General features: G+C 52.9%; 21 protein-coding genes. 12 read left to right on the top strand and 9 right to left on the bottom strand.

Features of this window, described 5'->3' with window-relative positions; all coding sequences use genetic code 11:
* Positions 1 to 2 precede the first annotated feature (2 nt).
* Complete coding sequence (gene dnaK, locus BVC71_RS07335) at positions 3 to 1,916, bottom strand: molecular chaperone DnaK (RefSeq protein ID WP_086450984.1); 1,914 nt, start codon at positions 1,914 to 1,916, stop codon at positions 3 to 5.
* A gap of 180 nt (positions 1,917 to 2,096) precedes the next feature.
* On the opposite strand from dnaK, the gene BVC71_RS07330 reads away from it, so the two are divergent.
* Positions 2,097 to 2,720, top strand: coding sequence for an alpha-ketoglutarate-dependent dioxygenase AlkB family protein (locus BVC71_RS07330; protein ID WP_240516806.1), 624 nt, complete (start codon positions 2,097 to 2,099; stop codon positions 2,718 to 2,720).
* On the opposite strand, the gene BVC71_RS07325 is transcribed toward BVC71_RS07330, so the two are convergent.
* Positions 2,721 to 3,542, bottom strand: coding sequence for an ABC transporter permease (locus tag BVC71_RS07325; protein ID WP_086450983.1), 822 nt, complete (start codon positions 3,540 to 3,542; stop codon positions 2,721 to 2,723).
* Between the two features lie 140 nt (positions 3,543 to 3,682).
* Here BVC71_RS07325 and cysQ point away from each other — a divergent pair, with 140 nt between their 5' ends.
* The 9 genes from cysQ to BVC71_RS07280 all read left to right on the top strand — a co-directional run bounded on the left by cysQ (position 3,683) and on the right by BVC71_RS07280 (position 13,875).
* Positions 3,683 to 4,480, top strand: a complete 798-nt coding sequence (gene cysQ / locus BVC71_RS07320) for a 3'(2'),5'-bisphosphate nucleotidase CysQ (protein WP_086450982.1) — start codon at positions 3,683 to 3,685, stop codon at positions 4,478 to 4,480.
* On the top strand, positions 4,480 to 5,280 hold the full coding sequence (locus BVC71_RS07315; RefSeq protein WP_086450981.1) for a 3-deoxy-manno-octulosonate cytidylyltransferase: 801 nt from the start codon (positions 4,480 to 4,482) through the stop codon (positions 5,278 to 5,280). Before cysQ ends, BVC71_RS07315 begins: the two co-directional genes overlap by 1 nt.
* A complete protein-coding gene (locus BVC71_RS07310; RefSeq protein ID WP_165767743.1) occupies positions 5,277 to 6,521 on the top strand; it encodes a glycosyltransferase family 2 protein in 1,245 nt (414 codons plus the stop codon). Before BVC71_RS07315 ends, BVC71_RS07310 begins: the two co-directional genes overlap by 4 nt.
* Before the next feature lie 122 nt (positions 6,522 to 6,643).
* The gene (gene galU / locus BVC71_RS07305) at positions 6,644 to 7,537 is read left to right on the top strand and encodes a UTP--glucose-1-phosphate uridylyltransferase GalU (protein WP_086450979.1); all 894 of its coding nucleotides are present in this window, start codon (positions 6,644 to 6,646) and stop codon (positions 7,535 to 7,537) included.
* Between the two features lie 10 nt (positions 7,538 to 7,547).
* Positions 7,548 to 8,531 (top strand): UDP-glucose 4-epimerase GalE, encoded by a 984-nt coding sequence (gene galE, locus BVC71_RS07300; protein ID WP_086450978.1) that lies wholly within the window; start codon positions 7,548 to 7,550, stop codon positions 8,529 to 8,531.
* A 52-nt stretch (positions 8,532 to 8,583) separates the two neighbouring features.
* Complete coding sequence (locus BVC71_RS07295; protein ID WP_086450977.1) at positions 8,584 to 9,714, top strand: glycosyltransferase family 4 protein; 1,131 nt, start codon at positions 8,584 to 8,586, stop codon at positions 9,712 to 9,714.
* Positions 9,715 to 9,748: 34 nt separating this feature from the next.
* Positions 9,749 to 10,759 carry a glycosyltransferase family 2 protein gene (locus BVC71_RS07290; RefSeq protein ID WP_086450976.1) on the top strand — a complete coding sequence of 337 codons (1,011 nt, stop codon included), beginning with the start codon at positions 9,749 to 9,751 and terminating at the stop codon, positions 10,757 to 10,759.
* Positions 10,756 to 12,453 (top strand): DUF5927 domain-containing protein, encoded by a 1,698-nt coding sequence (locus BVC71_RS07285; protein WP_240516805.1) that lies wholly within the window; start codon positions 10,756 to 10,758, stop codon positions 12,451 to 12,453. Before BVC71_RS07290 ends, BVC71_RS07285 begins: the two co-directional genes overlap by 4 nt.
* 3 nt (positions 12,454 to 12,456) lie before the next feature.
* Entirely contained in the window at positions 12,457 to 13,875 is a 1,419-nt protein-coding gene (locus BVC71_RS07280; protein WP_086450975.1) for a sulfotransferase family 2 domain-containing protein, read from the top strand.
* Here BVC71_RS07280 and BVC71_RS07275 read toward each other — a convergent pair.
* The 7 genes from BVC71_RS07275 to BVC71_RS07245 all read right to left on the bottom strand — a co-directional run bounded on the left by BVC71_RS07275 (position 13,872) and on the right by BVC71_RS07245 (position 18,586).
* Positions 13,872 to 14,336 (bottom strand): PTS sugar transporter subunit IIA, encoded by a 465-nt coding sequence (locus tag BVC71_RS07275; RefSeq protein ID WP_086450974.1) that lies wholly within the window; start codon positions 14,334 to 14,336, stop codon positions 13,872 to 13,874. The two genes, BVC71_RS07280 and BVC71_RS07275, sit on opposite strands and share 4 nt — an antisense overlap.
* A gap of 35 nt (positions 14,337 to 14,371) precedes the next feature.
* Positions 14,372 to 14,938, bottom strand: coding sequence for a ribosome hibernation-promoting factor, HPF/YfiA family (hpf, locus tag BVC71_RS07270; RefSeq protein ID WP_086450973.1), 567 nt, complete (start codon positions 14,936 to 14,938; stop codon positions 14,372 to 14,374).
* A 225-nt stretch (positions 14,939 to 15,163) separates the two neighbouring features.
* Positions 15,164 to 15,916 carry an LPS export ABC transporter ATP-binding protein gene (gene lptB, locus BVC71_RS07265; RefSeq protein ID WP_086450972.1) on the bottom strand — a complete coding sequence of 251 codons (753 nt, stop codon included), beginning with the start codon at positions 15,914 to 15,916 and terminating at the stop codon, positions 15,164 to 15,166.
* The gene (gene lptA / locus BVC71_RS07260) at positions 15,916 to 16,401 is read right to left on the bottom strand and encodes a lipopolysaccharide transport periplasmic protein LptA (RefSeq protein WP_086450971.1); all 486 of its coding nucleotides are present in this window, start codon (positions 16,399 to 16,401) and stop codon (positions 15,916 to 15,918) included. Before lptA ends, lptB begins: the two co-directional genes overlap by 1 nt.
* 12 nt (positions 16,402 to 16,413) lie before the next feature.
* Positions 16,414 to 17,007, bottom strand: a complete 594-nt coding sequence (gene lptC, locus BVC71_RS07255; protein WP_086450970.1) for an LPS export ABC transporter periplasmic protein LptC — start codon at positions 17,005 to 17,007, stop codon at positions 16,414 to 16,416.
* Positions 17,008 to 17,973 carry a KpsF/GutQ family sugar-phosphate isomerase gene (locus BVC71_RS07250; RefSeq protein ID WP_086450969.1) on the bottom strand — a complete coding sequence of 322 codons (966 nt, stop codon included), beginning with the start codon at positions 17,971 to 17,973 and terminating at the stop codon, positions 17,008 to 17,010.
* Between the two features lies 1 nt (position 17,974).
* On the bottom strand, positions 17,975 to 18,586 hold the full coding sequence (locus BVC71_RS07245) for a ribonuclease D (protein WP_086450968.1): 612 nt from the start codon (positions 18,584 to 18,586) through the stop codon (positions 17,975 to 17,977).
* 198 nt (positions 18,587 to 18,784) lie between these two features.
* Between BVC71_RS07245 and BVC71_RS07240 the strand changes: the two genes are divergently transcribed.
* Together BVC71_RS07240 and BVC71_RS07235 are read left to right on the top strand one after the other, a co-directional pair.
* Complete coding sequence (locus tag BVC71_RS07240) at positions 18,785 to 19,996, top strand: TsoY family (seleno)protein (RefSeq protein WP_086451272.1); 1,212 nt, start codon at positions 18,785 to 18,787, stop codon at positions 19,994 to 19,996.
* Between the two features lie 99 nt (positions 19,997 to 20,095).
* Positions 20,096 to 20,515, top strand: coding sequence for a DUF1810 domain-containing protein (locus BVC71_RS07235; protein WP_086451271.1), 420 nt, complete (start codon positions 20,096 to 20,098; stop codon positions 20,513 to 20,515).
* The last annotated feature ends 5 nt before the right edge of the window (positions 20,516 to 20,520 follow it).

Genomic DNA, 20,520 nt, shown 5'->3' with positions numbered 1-20,520 from the left:
ACTTAGCCACGCTTGTCGTCGCCTAGGTCCTCGAAGTCGGCATCCAGAATGTCGTCATCCGACTCTGGGCCTTCGTCTGCGGAACCTGCGTCGCCGCCTTCAGCTGCTTCTTGCTGCGATTTGTAGATCGCTTCGCCCAGACGCATTGCTGCTTCGGTAACGTTCTGGATACCCGAACGGATTTTATCCGCGTTTTCGTTTTCCAGCTCGTCTTTCAACGCAGCCAGCGCCAGTTCGATCGCTTCGACGGTCGATGGGTCAACCTTGTCACCGTGATCTTCGATCGATTTCTCGGTCGAGTGGATCAGGCTTTCAGCTTGGTTTTTGGCTTCGACCAGATCTTTGCGTGCCTTATCGGCTTCGGCGTTGGCTTCGGCGTCTTTGACCATCTGTTCGATGTCAGCGTCCGACAGACCGCCCGATGCTTGGATCGTGATCGACTGTTCCTTGCCGGTGCCTTTGTCTTTAGCAGCAACGGACACGATGCCGTTTGCGTCGATGTCAAAGGTCACTTCGATCTGAGGCATACCGCGTGGTGCTGGTGGGATGTCTTCCAGATTGAACTGGCCCAGCATTTTGTTGTCGGCTGCCATTTCGCGTTCGCCTTGGAAGACGCGCAGGGTCACTGCGTTTTGGTTGTCTTCTGCGGTCGAGAACACCTGCGATTTTTTGGTTGGGATCGTGGTGTTGCGGTCGATCAGACGGGTGAACACGCCGCCCAGGGTTTCGATACCCAGCGACAGAGGGGTCACGTCCAGCAGAACCAGATCTTTCAGGTCGCCTTGCAGAACGCCTGCCTGAATTGCTGCACCCATGGCAACAACTTCGTCAGGGTTTACGCCTTTGTGTGGCTCTTTGCCGAAGAATTTGGTCACTTCTTCGATCACTTTAGGCATACGGGTCATACCGCCAACCAGAACGACTTCGTCGATGTCGCCGGTGGTCAGACCTGCGTCTTTCAGTGCAGCCTGACATGGTTTGATCGAATTTTTGATCAGGTCAGCAACCAGCGATTCCAGCTTTGCGCGGGTCAGTTTCATGACCATGTGCAGTGGCTGGCCGTTCGAACCCATCGAGATGAACGGTTGGTTGATTTCGGTCTGCTGCGACGACGACAGTTCAATTTTAGCTTTCTCAGCGGCTTCTTTCAGACGCTGCAGAGCCATTTTGTCGGTTTTCAGGTCAACGCCGTGTTCTTTTTTGAACTCGTCAGCCAAATAGTTGACGATACGCATGTCAAAGTCTTCACCACCCAGGAACGTGTCACCGTTGGTGGATTTCACTTCGAACAGGCCGTCGTCGATTTCCAGAATGGTTACGTCGAAGGTACCACCACCAAGGTCATAAACCGCGATGGTTTTGGTGTCTTCTTTGTCCAGACCATAAGCCAGAGCAGCCGAGGTAGGTTCGTTGATGATACGCAGAACCTCTAGGCCAGCGATTTTACCGGCGTCTTTGGTTGCCTGACGCTGTGCGTCGTTAAAGTACGCAGGAACGGTGATGACCGCCTGAGTGACTTCTTCGCCCAGATAGCTCTCGGCGGTTTCTTTCATTTTCTGCAGGATGAATGCGGAAATCTGCGATGGCGAATATTTGTCGCCACGGATTTCTACCCATGCATCGCCATTGCCGCCGTCGATGATTTTGTAAGGAACCAGATCCTTATCTTTTTCGACTTCTGCGTCGGTGGTGCGACGGCCGATCAGGCGTTTTACTGCGAAAACAGTGTTTTCAGGGTTGGTAACGGCCTGACGTTTTGCAGGCTGGCCGACCAGACGTTCGTCTTCGGTGAAACCAACGATGGATGGTGTGGTGCGTGCGCCTTCGGCGTTTTCGATAACGCGAGGCTTGGAGCCATCAAGGATAGCTACGCAAGAGTTGGTGGTACCAAGGTCAATACCAATGACTTTTCCCATTTTTCAAATCCCTCTTAGGCGGTTTGAGCAGCTCAGGCCCGGTGGTGGCACCTGAACCTCGTGGTTGAATTTGGTCGGAAACTGGTCCGAACCAATGAACACGGGGTATATAAGGGTGCGTTTTGTCCCCTGCAACGGGTTCAACGCGTGGAAATGTGCGAAAATAGCATAAGAAGGCCGATGAAAATGAATTCTTTGCCGACACCCACTGTGATCTTGCGAGATGTCCCCGTCTTTAAAGCGTTTTTGAATACGGAAATGCAGGCTGCGATGGTTCAGGATTTACGTGCGGTCGTCGCGGCTGCGCCATTGTTTCGGCCTGTAACGATGCGCGGCAAAGAAATGTCTGTGCGCATGACATCAGCCGGCAAATTCGGCTGGGTCACTGACCGCAAAGGGTACCGATATGAACCGCGCCATCCATCTGGCGTCGATTGGCCCGCGATCCCGCAAAGCGTGATGAATGTTTGGGACGCTGTTTCTGGTTCGGCCCGTCGCCCCGAAAGCTGCCTGATCAACTTTTATGATGAAGACGCAAAAATGGGGATGCATCAGGACCGCGATGAGGCAGATTTTGATGCGCCTGTTGTATCCATTTCTTTAGGCGATAGCGCGCTGTTTCGCGTGGGTAATCACGAACGCGGCGGCAAAACAGAAAGCGTTTGGTTAGACAGTGGGGATGTCTGTGTTTTGTCGGGTCCATCCAGATTACGGTTTCATGGAATTGACCGTGTAAAACCAAACAGCTCTACGCTTTTGGGCAAAGGCGGCCGGATCAACGTCACGCTGCGGGTTGTGACCTGATTATCGCGTTGCACCCCAGCTCATAGAAACGTGACGGCGGGTAAAGAATTCGCCCAGCAAACCGATGCTGATAAAGATCAAGCTTAGGACCAGCGGATACGTAATACTGCTGTGATGCGGGAAATAGTTTACAAACACGTATCCGCGTTCTTGGTCGATCGTGTGAAATAGCGGATTCCAGTCAAACAAGCGTAAGATGTAACCAGGCGTTGCATTCGCGACGAACATTTTTCCCGACGCAATCATATTGGCCCGTGAATAGAGGGTCTGAACAACGCCGGTTGCTGTTGGGAACCACGGTTTTGCTGCCAAAAATAGCATGCCGATAGATACACCAGAAAACCAAGCAAGCAGCAGCATGGCAAAGGCGCCAACTGGGTCGTGGATTTCTACCGGATTGCCAATGGCGTGATATAAAAACAGAATGGTCAACAACGCTAAGGTCTGAGTGTAAAGCGACCCCAATGCTGCCGACGAAATCAGAATGAATGAATTCAACGGTGCATGTTTCAACAGCGCAGAGGTTGACCCTTCTGATCCAAAAACCGCGCTCATCGCTTTGTTATGTGTCAGGAATAGGAACACGCCCGACATGATATACAGTAGGAAATCGCCGCGCAGCTTTGCGTTGCGCATCCCTAGAACTTGAAACATGAAATAAAACGCACCGACAAAGATCACGGCTTGCAACATGCTTAGGAGCAGCCCAACAACTGCGTTGCGGTGGCTTTTGCGAATTTCACGGACGGTCGAATGAAAAATCAGCTGGAGGATGTTCCAGGCTGAGCCGGTCATCGTGGTTGGTTTGCTGACTTGGAACATGTCCTGTTTTCACCTGTCTGATCGGGATTCGCCTATTCGTGCACGAATTTCTTGCTGTCCGTCTTAGGCCATACCATAAGGGGCGGATATGAACTGTTCAATAATTCGACATTACGGCCGAAAACTGGAGTTATTTTATTATGGATTTTGAAAAGCTGACACTTGTGATGCGTCGTTTGGCACTAGAGGCCGGTGACAAGATCATGGAAATCTATAATGGCCCAGATTTCGAAGTTAAAAGCAAATCCGATGACAGCCCTGTAACCGCAGCTGACGAAGCAGCCGATGCGCTGATCTCGGCCGGTTTGCGTGCTGAATTCCCTGATGTTGCGCTGGTCACCGAAGAACAGTCCGACAGCCACGATCAATCTGTGTCGACATTCCTGATCGTTGATCCGCTGGACGGCACCAAAGAATTCGTTCACCGCCGCGGCGATTTCACTGTAAATATTGCCTATGTCGTTGATGGCAGCCCAGTGCGCGGTGTTGTTTACGCACCGGCCAAAGATCGCCTGTTCTTTACCGATGCTGGCGGCAATGCGGTTGAAGAGGTCGCACCATTCGACAAAAACACCATCGGCACCCTGAACCCGATCCGCGTTTCCAAACCTGACAACGATGGCCTGTATATAGTCGCATCTAAATCGCACCGCGACCAAGCCACCGATGACTATCTGGCGAAATACAATGCCAAGGATATGAAATCGGCAGGTTCGTCGTTGAAATTCTGCCTTGTTGCTACGGGCGAGGCGGATTTGTACCCGCGCGTTGGCCGCACCATGGAATGGGATACCGCTGCCGGCCACGCTGTTTTGGCGGGCGCTGGTGGCGATGTAATCCGTTTCGATGACCATCAGCCACTGCGCTATGGCAAAGACGGTTTCGCGAACCCGTTCTTTATTGCTTATGCCCCTGGCGTTGACCTGAAAGAAGCCTAATGCCCACCCTAATCGTCATTCCCGCCCGCTATGCGTCCACCCGTTATCCCGGCAAACCGCTGGTCGAACTGAAAGGCGCAAGCGGCGAATCCAAAAGCCTGATCCAACGCAGTTGGGAGGCCGCGATGGCCGTCAAAGGCGCCGACCGTGTTGTCGTCGCCACTGATGATGACCGCATTCGCGAAGCTGCCGAGGCCTTTGGTGCCGAAGTCGTTATGACCTCGGAGTCGTGCCAAAACGGCACCGAACGTTGCGCCGAGGCATTTGACGCGCTGGGCGGTGGGTTTGACGTGGTGGTGAACTTGCAGGGCGATGCGCCGCTGACCCCTGCGTGGTTCGTCGAAGATCTGGTTGCGGGGCTCAAAGGCAGCCCCGTTGCCGAAGTCGCGACCCCCGTTCTGGTCACCGAAGGCGAAGCCCTGAATGGGTTCCTAGAGGATCGCCGCGCAGGCCGCGTGGGCGGTACGACTGCCGTGTTCGGCGTCGATAAAAACGCCCTTTATTTTTCCAAAGAGGTGATCCCCTACACCGGAAAAACCTATGCGGATGATGAAGTGACGCCAGTATATCACCACGTGGGGTGCTATGCGTACCGTCCGTCCGCATTGGCGGCATATCCGCGCTGGTCCGCTGGTCCCTTGGAAAAGCTTGAAGGTCTGGAACAGCTGCGTTTCCTAGAACGCGGCGTGCATGTTCTGTGCGTCGAGGTTGAAGCCCGCGGTCGTCAATTCTGGGAACTGAACAACCCCGAAGACGTCCCACGTATCGAAGCGATGCTAGCCAAAATGGGAGCCGCGTGACAGCGGCACCCGTCAGTGTAATCGTCGTCAGCCGCGATCGTCCGCGGCTACTGCGGCGCTGTGTTAAATCATTAGCGCAACAGTATTATCCGAATTTCGAAATCATTGTCGTTTGCGATCCAGATTCCGGAGAAGAGCTCAGAGCAGCCGGATACAAGGATCGTCTAAAGATAGCCGAATACGACACTGCGAATATTTCGGTTGCGCGCAACATGGGGCTGTCTGTCGCTTCGGGTGATATCGTTGCGTTTATTGACGACGATTCCGCAGCAGAGCCAACTTGGCTCAACCACTTGGTCGAGCCGATTGCCAAGGGCCACGCTGTTGCCGCCGGTGGGTATGTGCGGGGGCGGAATGGAATATCATTCCAATGGCGCGCACGCGATGTGCGCCCAAATGGGTGGTCAGAACCCCTATTAATAGAAGGGAGCGAGCCTGTTTGCGTTACGACTGAGCCTGCGCTTGGCGTAAAGACCGAAGGCACCAATATGGCGTTTAGTCGGTCCAAAATAATGGCGATGGGCGGATTTGATCCGGCATTTCAATTTTATTTGGATGAGACGGATGTGAATATGCGGCTTGCGAATGAGCATGCAGTCACTGCGATAGTGCCATTAGCGCAGGTTCATCATGGATTTGCACAAAGCAGCCGTAGGACGGCATTTCGCGCGCCGCGTTCGTTGTTCCATGAGGGGCGCAGCCTGTGCATCTACCTACGCAAACATTGTGCGACCGAACAACACGATATGACCATCCGAGCAGAGCGCGAACATCAGCGGCGGCGCGTGCTGGATTATATGGTGGCGGGGCGCATTGATCCGGTAAAGGTGCGTTCGTTAATGCAGTCATTTGATCAGGGCGTTGCCGAAGGTATGGCTGCGAAGCTAACAGAGCCAGCGCCCGTTGTATCTGCGAACCTACCATTCCTGAAATTTGACGCTGATCCTGCGGAGTTGGGCCACACTGCATTGGTCGCACGGTGGTACAATTTCAAGAAAGTTGTGGCGCGCGCGATGTCTTTGAGAAACGCAGGTCATCGGGTCACGATTTTTCGCTATTCACTGACAGCCGTTTTCCATCGTGTCTGTTTTCGAGACGATGGAATCTGGCTTCAGAGCGGCGGGTTGTTCGGGCGGTCCGATCGCAACGATCCACTGTTTCGTTTGACCCGAAAAAAGCTGCGTACCGACCGTGAATTAAGCAGATTGCGCGGGTTGCGCGAGCTATTGCCTAAAAAATAGGCGAAAATGCAACGGATCGGTGGGTTTGTAACGTAAATCACATCGGCTGCCGTTCACCCGTTACAATTCACGTGTTACATCTGTACCGATATTTTTAGTTTTTATTCTGGAGCCCCCATCCCATGCAAAAAAAAGTTACCAAGGCGATTTTTCCGGTAGCTGGCTTGGGCACGCGATTTTTGCCTGCGACAAAGTCTGTCCCCAAAGAAATTATGACACTGGTTGACCGCCCTTTGATTCAATACGCAATCGACGAGGCACGTGAAGCAGGCATCACCGATTTCATCTTTGTCACATCCAAGGGTAAATCCGCGCTTGAAGATTATTTTGATCGGTCTGTTGAATTGGAAACCGACCTGAAAGCGAAGGGCAAAGATAAACTGCTGGATGTGTTGAAAAGCACCTACATGGAAAGCGGCGCAATCGCCTATATTCGCCAGCACAAAGCATTGGGTTTGGGTCACGCTGTTTGGTGTGCGCGTCGTTTGATTGGTGATGAGCCCTTTGCCGTGATGCTACCTGATGACGTTATCGCTGCAGAAACACCGTGTCTGAAGCAGATGGTGGACGCCTACGAGCAAACTGGCGGCAGCATGGTTGCTGCGATGGAAGTACCCCAAGAAAAAGCATCTGCTTATGGCCTGTTGGATGTCGAAGAGGACATGGGTTCGGTGGTCAAGGTCAAAGGCATGGTCGAAAAGCCAAAGCCAGAGGATGCTCCGTCCAACCTTGCGGTTATTGGTCGTTACATTCTGACGCCTGACGTTATGAAAAACCTAGAAACCATTGATCGCGGCGCGGGCGGTGAACTGCAGCTGACTGATGCAATTGCTGCTGAAATGCAGCAAGGTCGCGGCGTTTACGGGTATCGTTTCCGCGGTCAGCGTTTCGACTGTGGTTCAAAGGCTGGCTTCTTGCAGGCAACCGTGTCATTCGGACTTGCGCGTGATGAACTGCGCGAAGAATTCTCTGAATACTTGGATGACCTGATGGCGGTTAAAAACGCAGCCCAATAACCAGAAAAACATGAAGAATATTTTGGTAACAGGAGGGGCCGGTTATATCGGTTCCCACGCCTGTAAAGCTTTGAAAGCGGCGGGCTATACGCCGGTCACCTATGACAACCTGATTACGGGTTGGCAGGATGCCGTGAAATTCGGTCCGTTCGAACAGGGCGATCTGTTGGACCGCGCGCGTTTGGACGAAGTGTTTGCGAAATACCAACCTGCGGCGGTGATGCATTTTGCAGCGCTATCGCAGGTCGGCGAAAGCATGAAAGACCCGGGCGCGTATTGGCGCAATAACGTTGTTGGGTCGTTGAACCTGATCGAGGCGGCAGTTGACGCCGGGTGTTTGCAGTTTGTGTTTTCATCTACCTGTGCGACCTATGGCGATCAGGATGGTGTCACGTTGGATGAAACCTGTGTTCAGCAGCCGATTAACGCCTATGGCGCGTCAAAGCGTGCAATCGAGGATATGCTGGAAAATTTCGGCCAGAGCCATGGCCTGCGGTCCGTTATCTTCCGCTATTTCAACGTCGCTGGCGGTGATCCCGAGGGTGAAATCGGTGAATTCCACCAACCTGAAACGCATCTAATTCCGCTGATGTTGGATGCGATTGACGGCAAACGCCCTGCGCTGACCATTTTTGGCACGGACTACGATACGCCCGATGGGACATGTATCCGTGACTATGTGCACGTATGCGATTTGGTCGATGCCCATGTCAAAGGCGTTGAATGGTTGCAGGGTGGCAAAGACAGCACCGTGTTCAATCTGGGCACAGGGGATGGATTTTCTGTACGCGAAGTCGTGGCCTATTCGGCAGAGGTGACAAACAAGGTTGTTCCCATCGTCGAAGGCGAACGCCGCCCTGGTGACGCCACGAAACTAGTGTCGGGAAGTTCACGCGCTATACGAGAGTTGGGCTGGACGCCGAAGCGATCATCGCTAAAGTTGATGATAACGGACGCATGGCGCTGGCATCAGAGTGGACACTACGAAAAATAAACGCACCAGACTGCTTGATCTAACTCGACTGTTGTCTCGGGCTGGGCAAGTTATGACGGGCGTCGATCGCGTTGAATTCGCGTATCTGTGTCGTTTTTTAGAAGACGACACAGACTGCTTTTTCTTGGTCCGGACGGCATATGGCTATGTGTTACTGGACCGCGAAGGCGGCCAATTGATCAAGCAGGCTTGCGAAACTGGGGATTGGGGCCGGCCCGATCTATTGTCCCGTTTGCGGCGTAAAATGCCTGTTGCGGTGCAGTCGGCCCAAACTTTGGCGCGGCACTTTAGAATCGCTCGATGCGGAAACGGTCGTTTGGCGCTTATGTTGGCCGAACATTTGCCCGAAGCTGTCGATTTCTACAATGTCGGTCATACGAATTTGACGACAGCCTATTTTGTCGCGTTGCGACAGGTTGCTGATATTCGGATCACCATCATGGTGCATGATGTGATCCCGCTTGAACTGCCGGAAATGCAAGAACCGCGTACGATCAAACGGTTCGAAGACCTAATGCGATCCGTCTCGGAATTCGCTGACCGTGTCATTGCGATCTCTGATGCGGCAGCGGACAGTATGATTGGCCCGTTTAGACGGTTTGGGCGTCTACCGCCTATTACAGTTGCGCATTTGGGCGTTACGGTTCCGGTCCCCCGGTATGCCGAAATTCCTGAATATCTGGATCTTTCGGAGCCATATTTCGTAACCGTAGGCACGATTGAGCCTCGCAAATACCACGCGCTTTTGTTGGAACTTTGGCAGGCGATGCCCGATGACAGCAAACCCAAGCTGCTGATTTGCGGGCGGCGTGGGTGGTTGAACCATTCGGTCTTTGAACAATTGGACCGCGGTGTGGACCGTGTGGTCGAGCTGCCTGACCTATCCGATGATGCGCTAGCCGCGGTTGTTCATGGGGCCAAAGGGTTGCTGTTTCCGTCTGTGGCCGAGGGTTTCGGGCTGCCTCCGGTCGAGGCGGCGGCGCTGGGTGTGCCAGTTGTTTGTGCAGATTTACCCGTCTATCGCGAAACTCTGGGTGACACTGGTGTTTACCTAGACCCACAGGATAATTATTCTTGGCGGGAAACAATTAAACAATTGATGGCAGAAGACGATGGTGAAAGAGAACCCTATGTGGTTCCACCAACGTGGAGCAGTCATTTCGATACGGTTTTAGATCAATAGCTAAACCCGTATTCTGGAGGAAAGAGAGGAAAGCTTGGGTCTTTGGCGTTCTTATCGACTAAGGATCCAGCGTCGTCGCTGGCTGGTTCGTGCTGTTCGTAAACGGCGCGATTTGAAAGTTGTTGCCGATCGCACCTCTCAGATCCGGGGGCGCGACATTCTTCTTGTTGCGACAATGCGCAACGAAGATGTGCGTTTGCCGTTTTTCCTTAAGTATTATCGCGACTTAGGCGTCAACCATTTCCTGATCATTGATAACGATAGCGATGATGGCGGGCGTGAATATCTGGCCGATCAGCCCGATGTGTCCGTCTGGCGCACAGGGAAAAGTTATAAACGGTCCCGTTTCGGGATTGATTGGGTTAACTGGCTATTGATGCGCTACGCGCATGGACACTGGGTTTTGACCGTCGATCCTGATGAATTATTTGTCTATCCATTCTGCGACACGCGCCCTTTGCGCGCGCTGACAGATTGGCTGGACGCGTCGTCGATCAAATCTTTTTCAGCGATGTTGCTGGATATGTATCCCAAAGGTCCGATTTCTGCGATCCCGTATCGCCGCGGGGATGACCCCTTAGAGATCGCCAATTGGTTCGATAGTGGAAACTATACAATCCAACGGAACCCTGCATTTGGCAACCTGTGGATCCAAGGTGGCCCGCGGGCGCGAGAATTTTTTCAGGACAATCCTGAACGCTCGCCAGCGTTGAACAAAGTGCCATTGGTGAAATGGAACCGCCGTTACGCCTATGTCAGCAGCACGCATATGTTGCTGCCACGTGGTTTGAATCTGGTCTACGATGAATGGGGCGGCGAAAAAGCGTCTGGCATTTTGCTGCACACCAAATTCCTAGATACCTTGACCGTCAAAGCGCACGAAGAATTGCTGCGTAAACAACATTACGCCGCCAGCCACGAATACAAAGCCTATGTTGCGGGGCTGCAGGATGACACGGATCTGTGGTGCAAGTGGTCTGAAAAATATATTAACTGGCGCCAGCTAGAGATTTTGGGGCTGATGTCCAAAGGAAACTGGGCATGACGCGGGTTGGTGTCGTCATGCTGGTGCACACAGCATTGCACCGCGCGGAACAAGTCATCCGCCACTGGGTTGCAGGCGATTGTCCTGTGCTCGTGCACGTCGATGCCAATGTGAAATCCGAAGAATTTGATCGGTTCAAATCCTCTGTCAGTGATTTGCCGACGGTTCAGTTTTCACCACGCCATCGGTGCGAATGGGGTACGTGGGGGATTGTGGCCGCGACTCAGGAAGCCTCTGAAATCATGTTGCGCGACAATCCTGATGTCACGCATGTCTATCTGGCATCTGGTTCATGCCTACCTTTGCGGTCGGTTGATGAGTTGCACGACTATCTGGCGGGCCGCCCGCGTGTCGACTTTATCGAAAGCGCGACAACGGCGGATGTGCCGTGGACCGTTGGCGGTTTGGACGAAGAACGGTTTACGATGCGGTTTCCATTTTCGTGGAAAAAGAACCGCAGATTGTTTGATGGATATGTGTCGCTGCAGCGGAAACTAAAACTGCGCCGCAAAATTCCCGAAGGTATCGTACCGCACATGGGATCACAGTGGTGGTGCCTAACGCGTCAAACTCTGTCGGCAATTTTGCAAGACCCTGACCGCGCTACTTATGACCGCTACTTCAAACGTGTCTGGATCCCGGACGAAAGCTATTTTCAGACACTTGTGCGTCTATATTCGCCCAAGGTCGAAAGCCGGTCGTTGACCTTGTCGAAATTCGACTTCCAAGGCAAACCACATATTTTCTATGACGACCATCTACAGCTGCTGCGGCGGTCTGACTGTTTTGTGGCGCGTAAAATTTGGCCGCACGCAAACCGCCTGTACGATACGTTCCTAGGTAAATCCGGCACGATCAAAGCGGCCGAACCGAATCCGGGAAAAATCGACCGGATTTTTGCACGCGCCGTCGATCGCCGTACCCGTGGCCGCCCCGGTTTGTATATGCAAAGCCGTTTTCCAAACGAAGATTGGGAAAATGGGGTTACTTGTGCGCCTTATTCAATTTTCGAAGGTTTCAGCGAACTGTTCGAAGATTTCGATGAATGGCTGTCTAAAGCGACAGGCGCACGTGTGCATGGGCATTTGTTCGCGCCAGAGCGTGCAGAATTTGCAGGTGGGCAATCAACCTTTGTTGGAGCCTTGTCGGATTGTGCGGCGCTGCGCGACTATAATTCGCGTAGCTTTATTCGCAGTTTGGTTTGGAATACGCGCGGCGAACGCCAGTGTTTCCAATTTGGTCCGCACGACAATCAGACAATTAGTTGGGATATTGCCAAGGATCCAAATGCGCAGATTAGCGTGATTTCGGGTGCTTGGGCCGTGCCGTTGTATCAGTCCAACCGCAATTTTGCTGATCTTCGTGACGAAGCCGCTCGTTTGCAAAAGATCGAGGCCGAACATCTGGATGCGTTGCGGTCCATTTACTCCAAAGCGCGCATTCGCATTTGGACACTGGCAGAATTTATCGAATCCCCGATGGAAGCATTGCAGACCGTCGTGGATGAAATTACGGGTAAATCTGTTCGTGGCCTTACCGAAGCCCCGCGCATGGTCGACTTGGCTGGGTTTGGTCAATTCCTACAAAACCTGAAAAACCAAGGTATGCACCCCTATTTGATGGGTGATTTTCCTGTTGATCCTGTGCCGACAAACGAACAGCGCAACACGCGCAAACCTTATTTGGTTAGATAATGAATGTCGAAATTTGACTACTTTGTGGTGTTTGCAGAAATGCGCACCGGTTCGAATTTTTTAGAAACCAACCTGAATGCGTTCAGCGGGCTGCAATGTCACGGCGAGGCGTTCAATCCATTCTTTATCGGCTACCCGAACAAAGACAATATTCTGGGCGTGACGCAGGCCGAACGCGATGCTGACGCGGGCGCGCTCATCAATACGATTAAAACGCAATCCGAAGGTCTGGGCGGCTTTCGGTTTTTTCACGACCACGATTCTCGGGTTTTGGACATTGCTTTGCCCGATCCGCGTTGCGCCAAAATTATTCTGACACGCAATCCAGTTGATAGTTTCGTCAGCTGGAAAATTGCGCAGGCGACCGGGCAGTGGAAACTAACCAACGTTAAAAATCGCCGCTCTGAAGTTGTCACATTCGATCCGCAAGAATTTGAAACACATTTGACAGCCCTGCAGGATTTTCAGGTCTATTTGCTGAATGCGCTGCAAAAATCGGGGCAAACGGCATTTTATGTTGCCTACGAGGATTTGCAGGACGTCGATGTGATGAATGGACTGGCCGCATATCTGGGGTGTGCAGATCGTTTGGATGCGCTGGATAAATCGATCAAAAAGCAAAATCCGCAACCGCTGTCGGAAAAGCTGTCAAACTTTGACGAAATGGAACGTGCCTTGGTGCGGCTGGATCGATTTAATTTGTCCCGCACTCCCAATTTCGAACCACGTCGCGGTGCTATGATCCCGCATTATGTCGCGGCTCCTGCGACGCCCTTGATCTACTTGCCGATCAAAGGTGGGCCCGTTGATGCCGTGACGCAGTGGTTGTCAGATCTAGATGGTCGGCCTGCGTTGACTGGATTTACGCAAAAAACGGTGCGTCAGTGGAAAAAGGCGCTCCCTGGTAATCGCGGATTTACGGTTGTGCGGCACCCATTGCAGCGGGCTCATGCAGCGTTTTGCGATCATATTTTGGGGTATTCGGACACTGTTTTCGGGGAAATCCGCAAAACACTGCGCCAGATGTTCGGCATTCCGATCCCCAAAAAATCGCCGCCGCCTGCGGATTATAACGACGCGACCCATAAAGAGGCATTTTTAGCGTTTCTGAGATGGCTAAAGATGAACATCAATGGCCAAACCGCAATCCGTGTGGATGCGTCATGGGCGACCCAAGCAGCTGTCGTTCAAGGCTTTGCGAATTTCATTCCCCCCGATGTTGTGATCCGCGAGGACGACCTAGAAGCTGAATTGGCGTTTCTGGCTAAATCAGTCGGTGTAGACGATGCGCCCGCTATTGCGGCGATCGATCCACATGTGGACTTGCTGTCACGGATCTATGATGCCGATATAGAAAAAGCCGCGCGGGATGCATACCAGCGCGACTACATGACGTTCGGGTTTGGAAACTGGCGCGATTAAGCGGCTTGCGTCGCTTGTGCTTCGGTCAGGATCGCGTGGATTGTCGCGGGATCGCTGTTCGCGCGAAGTTTTGCACAGATCGAAGGGTTGCGCATGGTGCGCGACACCAATGCCAGTGCCTTTAGGTGTTCAACGCCTGCTGCATCAGGTGCGAGCAGGGTAAATACCAGATCAACAGGCTGGCGGTCGACAGAATCGAAATCCAACGGTTTTTCCAAACGAATGAAAATACCGCAGATGTTTTCCGCTTCGTGTAGGCGTGCGTGGGGCAGGGCGATACCCTGTCCCACACCAGTAGGCCCAAGATTTTCACGTTCTAGCAGTGCGTCGACGACATCATGCGCGTTGAACCCATAATTGACATGGGCCATTTCTGCGATGTCGTGAAACAGACGTTTCTTGCTCGTCGCAGACGCAATCGTTTTGACCGCTGCGGGCTTCAGAAGTTCCGAAAGCTGCATATAGTATTCTTAGGCCTTATTCTTGCGTCAGGCGGTCACTTTGGATCAACCCAGCCGATGTTTCCGTCCTCACGGCGATAAACCACATTCAGGCCGCCATGTTTTTCATTCTTAAAGACTTGAACAGAGTTATGGGCTAGCTCCATCTGCATCACTGCCTCACCAACCGAAATTTCTGGGATCTGAGTCTCCATTTCGGCGATGATAATCGGTGCATCAGCTGGCGTTTCTGCCTCGTCCGAGTCCTCGGTTGCAGCGAGGATATAGGACGAACCGGCCAAAAGTTCAACCGGAGTTGTCCTTTCGTTATGGTGATCTTTCAACCGACGTTTGTAACGGCGCAATTGTTTGTCCATTTTTTCGCAGCAGCCGTCAAAAGCAGCATAGATATCATGGGCATGGGATTTTGCCTGGACATTTAGTCCGGTGGATAGGTGCACGACAGTTTCGCACACGAATTCCGAGCCAGACTTTGAGAAGATCACAACGGCATCGGTAGGTCGGCCCGCATATTTATCCAAGGTCGCACCGAGTTCGGTTTTGACGTGGGTCTGCAGGGCTTCGCCGATATCAATTTGTTTTCCGCTGATTTGGTAACGCATGTTATCTCCTCTTCACTTGTACACACACACCATGGATCGGGCCCGTAATGGCACCCGTTTCGACATAGCGGTGTTTGGGAAATTGATGACATTGGCCCGAACCGCTCTGTCAGGCAAAACGGCCTGCACAGGAACGCGAGGGGGAACAATCTGTGTCATCACTTATATGACACGACTCAATTCGGGATTTGTCAATGACCCTGATGAGCGACTAGCCAATTGCCGCTAATTGACGCGGAAAGTATTGCCTAGATAAACGCGGCGGACATTTTCGTCGCGAACGACCTCTTCTGTGGTGCCCGACATCAGTACCTTGCCATCGTGTAGGATATAGGCGCGGTCAACAATTTCTAATGTTTCCCGTACGTTATGATCGGTGATCAATACGCCAATGCCGCGGTTTTTCAGATCAGAAACCAAATGCCGGATTTCGCCAACGGCGATCGGATCAACGCCTGCAAATGGTTCATCGAACAAAACATACTTTGGGCCTGCGGCCAGACAGCGCGCGATTTCGGCGCGGCGACGTTCCCCGCCCGACAAGGCCATTGCAGGCGCGCGGCGCAGGTGTTCGATGGAAAATTCGCTTAGCAATTCCTCTAGCCGTTCGCGGCGGCGTTTTGGGTTCGGTTCGGAAATTTCCAGAATCGCCATGATGTTGTCTTCGACGTTGAGACCGCGAAAGATCGACATTTCTTGTGGTAGATAACCGATCCCTAAACGCGCACGGCGATACATTGGCAATGCCGTCACATCGCGGCCGTCAACATAGACACGCCCGCCTTCGGGATTGACCAGACCAGCGATGGAATAAAACGTCGTTGTCTTGCCGCAACCGTTAGGGCCCAGCAAAGCGACCACTTCGCCGCGTTCCAATCGCAAAGACACGTCACGAATGACAGTGCGCTTTTTATAGCTTTTGCGCAGGTTGACGATGTTCAGGCCGATATCGTCTGCATCCACCTTTGGGTCGGTCATCAATTGTTGTCCTGCTGGGTCAGGGTGGTGCGCACGCGGCCATCTAGCTGCGCTTTGCCCGTGGCCAAATTCACGCGCATCGAATCGGCGGCAATGGCGCTGCGGCCTTGGGTGATGAGTACGTCGCCGGTCATGTTCAGCGTGTTGTCTGCCAGATCGTAGACTGCGGTTTGTGCCTCTGCGGCGTCGGTTGCGGTGACAAAGGTCACACCGCCAGAGGCAATCAATCGTGTGATGTCGCCGCTGTCATCGTCATAGACAACCTCGACCGAGCCAGCGGACAAGCGCAATTCGCCTTGAGTGATTAAAACATTTCCCGAAAACGCGGCGATACCTGTTTCCTGATCTACGGACAGGCTGTCGGCAGTGATTTCAACGGGGGCAGAACTGTCCGCTTGAATGCCGCCCAATGCAATGTCGGTCTGCGCAGCGGCAGCAGTTGCCGTGGCGAACATCAAAAACAAAACGATACGCAGTAGTGACATTGATTACATCCTTTAAGGCTGTGGTTCGTATACCAGCCTGACGCCTTCGTTGAAAACCATTTGCTGAGCCCCCGATTCGTCGCGGCTGATCGACAGATGTCCTGCGCTGAATTCGCCAAAGGGGGAACGAACTTCTAATATGCCAGTGGTTTCGATATCGCCTGTGCCCAAATTGGCCCAAGCGCCAATGGTTTCCATGACATAGCCGTTCGTTGTGGTAATGCGCACCAGATTGCGTAGCGCGACCATTCTCTCCGCACTGTCATATTCGCCGGTCCCTGCGATCAGGTCGATATCGGTGCCTGTTGCGCTGTTGATGGTTATGGCGATGGAGTCGATCTGGATCTGGTCGGTGTCTTCTTGGGAAAACTTGGCGACGTCTGCGCTGATTTGATAGGCGTCACCCGAATTGGTCACGCCAGAAATTGTTGGCGCTGAAATACGTTGCTGGCTGGTGATTTCCTGCAAATCGGCAAAGGGTATTTCTGTCGTATCGCCTGTTGTCCGCGCCAGCAAAAACAGCGTCGACAATAGAACCAGCGCAGCCAGAGGCAGGATAATCTTTGCCCAGTTTACAAACCGGCTATAGGCGTTGTCAGCAGACACCTAGGCAACCCCGGCACGTAGGCAGTCGTGGATATGCAAGATGCCCACAACGCGGCCAGATCCTGCGGGATCTACAACGAACAGACAGGTGATTTTCTTTTCGTTCATCACGGCGACGGCTTCTTCGGCCAATGCATCGGGGCCGATCGTGCGGGGGGATTTTGTCATCACTTCGCCTGCGACATGATCCAACAGGCCAGCCATGTGACGACGTAAGTCACCATCGGTGACAATACCGCTTAGGCGGTTATCATCGTCCAGAACGCCGACAACGCCGAAGCCTTTTTGACTGATCGTCAGCAACGCGTCGGACATCGGTGTCTTTTCACCCGCCAGAGGTATTGCATCCCCATCGTGCATCAGATCGCGGACTTTAGACAGGCGCGCGCCCAGTTTGCCGCCAGGGTGGAATTGGCGGAAATCGGCAGCGCCAAAATCGCGGTGTTCCATCAACGCAACGGCCAGCGCATCGCCCAACGCCAAGGTCATCGTGGTCGAAATAGTTGGCACCACCCCGTGACCGCAGGCTTCGCCTAATGCAGGCAGAACCAGTTGAACGTCCGCTTGCTGCATCAACGAACTGTCGGGACGTGATGCGAGGCCAATCATTGTGATCCCGAAGCGACGCGTATGCGCGATCAGGTCAGCTAGTTCAGGCGTTTCACCCGAATTGGAAAGGATGATGACCACATCGCCTTTGGTGATCATGCCTAGATCGCCGTGCGATGCCTCGGCTGGGTGGACGAAATGTGCGGGCGTGCCTGTGCTGGCCAATGTGGCAGTAATCTTGCGCCCGATATGGCCGGATTTTCCCATGCCCGACACAATCACCCGTCCTGGTGCGTTCAGGATCGCTTCTGCCGCGTCAGCAAGTGAATCGCCCATCCCATTGGCCAGAACCTCTAGTGCTTTGGATTCTTCCAATGTGACGCGTCGAGCGGTTTCTATGATTTTGGTTCTGTTCATATCAATGCGCAAAAATATCAGGTTCGTTCCAGCCAACTAGGTCTAGTTGGGCACGGGTCGGTAAAAAGTCAAAACAGGCCTGCGCCATTTCTGCGCGGCCTTCGCGGGTTAGTCGTTCGTCTAGCACGGCTTTGAGTTTATGCAGATGCAAAACATCAGAAGCGGCGTAATCCAGCTGAGCTGGGGTTAGTTCGGCTGCGCCCCAGTCGCTTTGTTGCTGAAGTTTGGAAATGTCGACCTGTACCAATTCGTGCAGCAGATTGCGCAGCCCGTGACGATCGGTAAAGGTGCGGACCATTTTCGATGCGATTTTCGTGCAATAGACGGGCGCAGTCAGCGCGCCAAAGGTGTGAAACAGCGCGGCAATATCAAAACGGCCAAAGTGAAATAGTTTCAGCACATCGGGGTTGGTCAGCATGGCGCACATATTTGGCGCAGCGGTTTGGCCTTTTTCGATCTGAACCAGATGGCAATCACCATCGCCGGACGACATCTGAACCAGACACAGGCGGTCACGATGCGGGTTCAGGCCCATGGTTTCGCAATCAATCGCGACGATCGGGCCTAGGTCCAAACCGTCGGGTAGATCGTTTTTGTACAGATAATTCGCCATAGGCCGCACCATTTTCCTTGTTTTGCTACCTCTAGTGATTGCCACCCCCAAGCGCAACATTAGCGGCGACTCTGCCCAAATGCGCCAAGTACCTGTGCAGATCGGACATACATTTCAAAATTGACATATATCAAGGCGGCAGGCACTTGTATGACATATAAGGATTTTGAAATGTAACTGCGGAGCAGAGATATGACCATGCCAACCCGCCAAAGACCCGCCGACACCTATTCCCCTCTATATTTCCTGACGTCTGTCGGGGCGGGGGGCCTATCCGTCACATTTTTCATGTACCTGATGTTCTGGGTCAAACACCCGGGCCGTCCCGTTCCTGTGTTCGAAGATATCACTGCCGCTTGGGCCACCGGCGGAACAGCCATGCACATCGGGATCGCTGCTGCGATGATCGGCATCGCGGTAATGTTCTTTTTGAACCTCAAATATCTGATTTGGAACCTCAACCAGTTTTCCCAATTCAAACAAACAGAGGCATACGCCAAACTGCGTAGCACCAACGCGGAAACCCAATTGATGGCAATGCCGCTGGCGGTAGCTATGTCGATCAACGGCAGCTTTATTGCTGGTCTGGTGTTCGTTCCTCAGCTTTGGACGATCGTTGAATACCTGTTCCCTGCTGCCATGGTTGCCTTTGTACTTACGGGCCTGTGGGCGTTGTCGATGATCGGTCGTTTTCTGGGCCGCGTATTGGCGCAGGGCGGAATCTTTGACGTGACTGCGCACAACAGTTTCGCGCAGCTGTTGCCTGCCTTTGCATTGGCGATGGTTGCGGTCGGGCTGGCGGCCCCAGCGGCGATGTCCACGGGCGCAACCGTCGTTGCAGCAAGCCTGATCCTGTCCACGTTCTTTGGCACCATTGCGCTGATCTATGCCGTTTTGGCCGCGATCACCGCGCTGAATTCGATGCTGCACTACGGGACAGCGAAAGAATCGGGTCCAACGTTGATGATCATCATTCCTTTGATGACCATTCTGGGAATCATGTGGATGCGCCAACAGCACGGCCTGCACACCACCTTTGATGAACATGTCACTGCCGCCGGTCAATTCATGATGCTGACCAAACTGATCACAATCCAAATCGCCTTTGGTCTGCTGGGCTTGGTTGTGCTGCGTCGTCAGGGATATTTCAGCACCTTTATCACGGGCGATAAAACCTCTGCTGGGTCCTACGCCCTGATCTGCCCTGGTGTTGCGCTGTCTGTTCTAGGCCATTTCTGGATCAACAAAGGTCTGGTCGCCGCCGGTATCATCGCGAAATTTGGCGTTGCCTACTGGGCCTTTACCGCCATCGCACTGGGGTTCCAGGTCGCCATGGTCGTATTGGTTTTCTACCTGAACCGCCGCCATTTTGGCCGCGTTTTCCCTGCTCAGGTTGTTCCTGCCGAGTAATTCATGTTGCTTGGCCGACTATAGGCGCCCCTTTGAGGGCGTCTTTTTTATTTGCGCCCGATGACAACCCACCTACCTATGATCAAAGGGGGTACGAAAATGTACGACTTGGATCGCTTTATCGACGCGCAAGACGAAGACTATGAAACCGCATTGTTCGAATTAAAACGCGGACGAAAGCAAAGCCATTGGATTTGGTATATATTTCCGCAGCTTGCGTCTTTGGGATATAGCTATCGGGCAAAATTTTATGGGCTGGATGATCTAGATGAGGCGCGCGCCTATCTGGACCATCCCGTACTCGGCCCACGGTATTTGGCCTGTGTTGAAATACTTTTGGCGCATGCGGATCGACCGATCAGATCAATCATGGGAAGCGATGTCGATGTTGATAAACTGCTGTCGTCACTGACTTTGATGCAGCGGGCTGGCGGCGGTGACAGGATCACCGATGCAATTGCATTATTTTACGAAGGGCGATCATGCCCAAAGACAAACGAGACGCTAACAAGTATGTAACGCAC

This window comes from Marivivens niveibacter (assembly GCF_002150005.2).
GTDB lineage: Bacteria > Pseudomonadota > Alphaproteobacteria > Rhodobacterales > Rhodobacteraceae > Marivivens > Marivivens niveibacter.
Note: the sequence above shows the minus strand (reverse complement) of the source record. Positions and strands in the feature narration are given on the sequence as shown.

Coding starts and splice junctions, on each gene's coding strand:
- dnaK (WP_086450984.1), bottom strand. CDS start 1,916: ATGGGAAAAGTCATTGGTATTGACCTTGGTACCACCAACTCTTGCGTA.
- BVC71_RS07330 (WP_240516806.1), top strand. CDS start 2,097: ATGAAAATGAATTCTTTGCCGACACCCACTGTGATCTTGCGAGATGTC.
- BVC71_RS07325 (WP_086450983.1), bottom strand. CDS start 3,542: ATGTTCCAAGTCAGCAAACCAACCACGATGACCGGCTCAGCCTGGAAC.
- cysQ (WP_086450982.1), top strand. CDS start 3,683: ATGGATTTTGAAAAGCTGACACTTGTGATGCGTCGTTTGGCACTAGAG.
- BVC71_RS07315 (WP_086450981.1), top strand. CDS start 4,480: ATGCCCACCCTAATCGTCATTCCCGCCCGCTATGCGTCCACCCGTTAT.
- galU (WP_086450979.1), top strand. CDS start 6,644: ATGCAAAAAAAAGTTACCAAGGCGATTTTTCCGGTAGCTGGCTTGGGC.
- galE (WP_086450978.1), top strand. CDS start 7,548: ATGAAGAATATTTTGGTAACAGGAGGGGCCGGTTATATCGGTTCCCAC.
- BVC71_RS07295 (WP_086450977.1), top strand. CDS start 8,584: ATGACGGGCGTCGATCGCGTTGAATTCGCGTATCTGTGTCGTTTTTTA.
- BVC71_RS07285 (WP_240516805.1), top strand. CDS start 10,756: ATGACGCGGGTTGGTGTCGTCATGCTGGTGCACACAGCATTGCACCGC.
- BVC71_RS07280 (WP_086450975.1), top strand. CDS start 12,457: ATGTCGAAATTTGACTACTTTGTGGTGTTTGCAGAAATGCGCACCGGT.
- BVC71_RS07275 (WP_086450974.1), bottom strand. CDS start 14,336: ATGCAGCTTTCGGAACTTCTGAAGCCCGCAGCGGTCAAAACGATTGCG.
- hpf (WP_086450973.1), bottom strand. CDS start 14,938: ATGCGTTACCAAATCAGCGGAAAACAAATTGATATCGGCGAAGCCCTG.
- lptB (WP_086450972.1), bottom strand. CDS start 15,916: ATGACCGACCCAAAGGTGGATGCAGACGATATCGGCCTGAACATCGTC.
- lptA (WP_086450971.1), bottom strand. CDS start 16,401: ATGTCACTACTGCGTATCGTTTTGTTTTTGATGTTCGCCACGGCAACT.
- BVC71_RS07250 (WP_086450969.1), bottom strand. CDS start 17,973: ATGAACAGAACCAAAATCATAGAAACCGCTCGACGCGTCACATTGGAA.
- BVC71_RS07245 (WP_086450968.1), bottom strand. CDS start 18,586: ATGGCGAATTATCTGTACAAAAACGATCTACCCGACGGTTTGGACCTA.
- BVC71_RS07240 (WP_086451272.1), top strand. CDS start 18,785: ATGCCAACCCGCCAAAGACCCGCCGACACCTATTCCCCTCTATATTTC.
- BVC71_RS07235 (WP_086451271.1), top strand. CDS start 20,096: ATGTACGACTTGGATCGCTTTATCGACGCGCAAGACGAAGACTATGAA.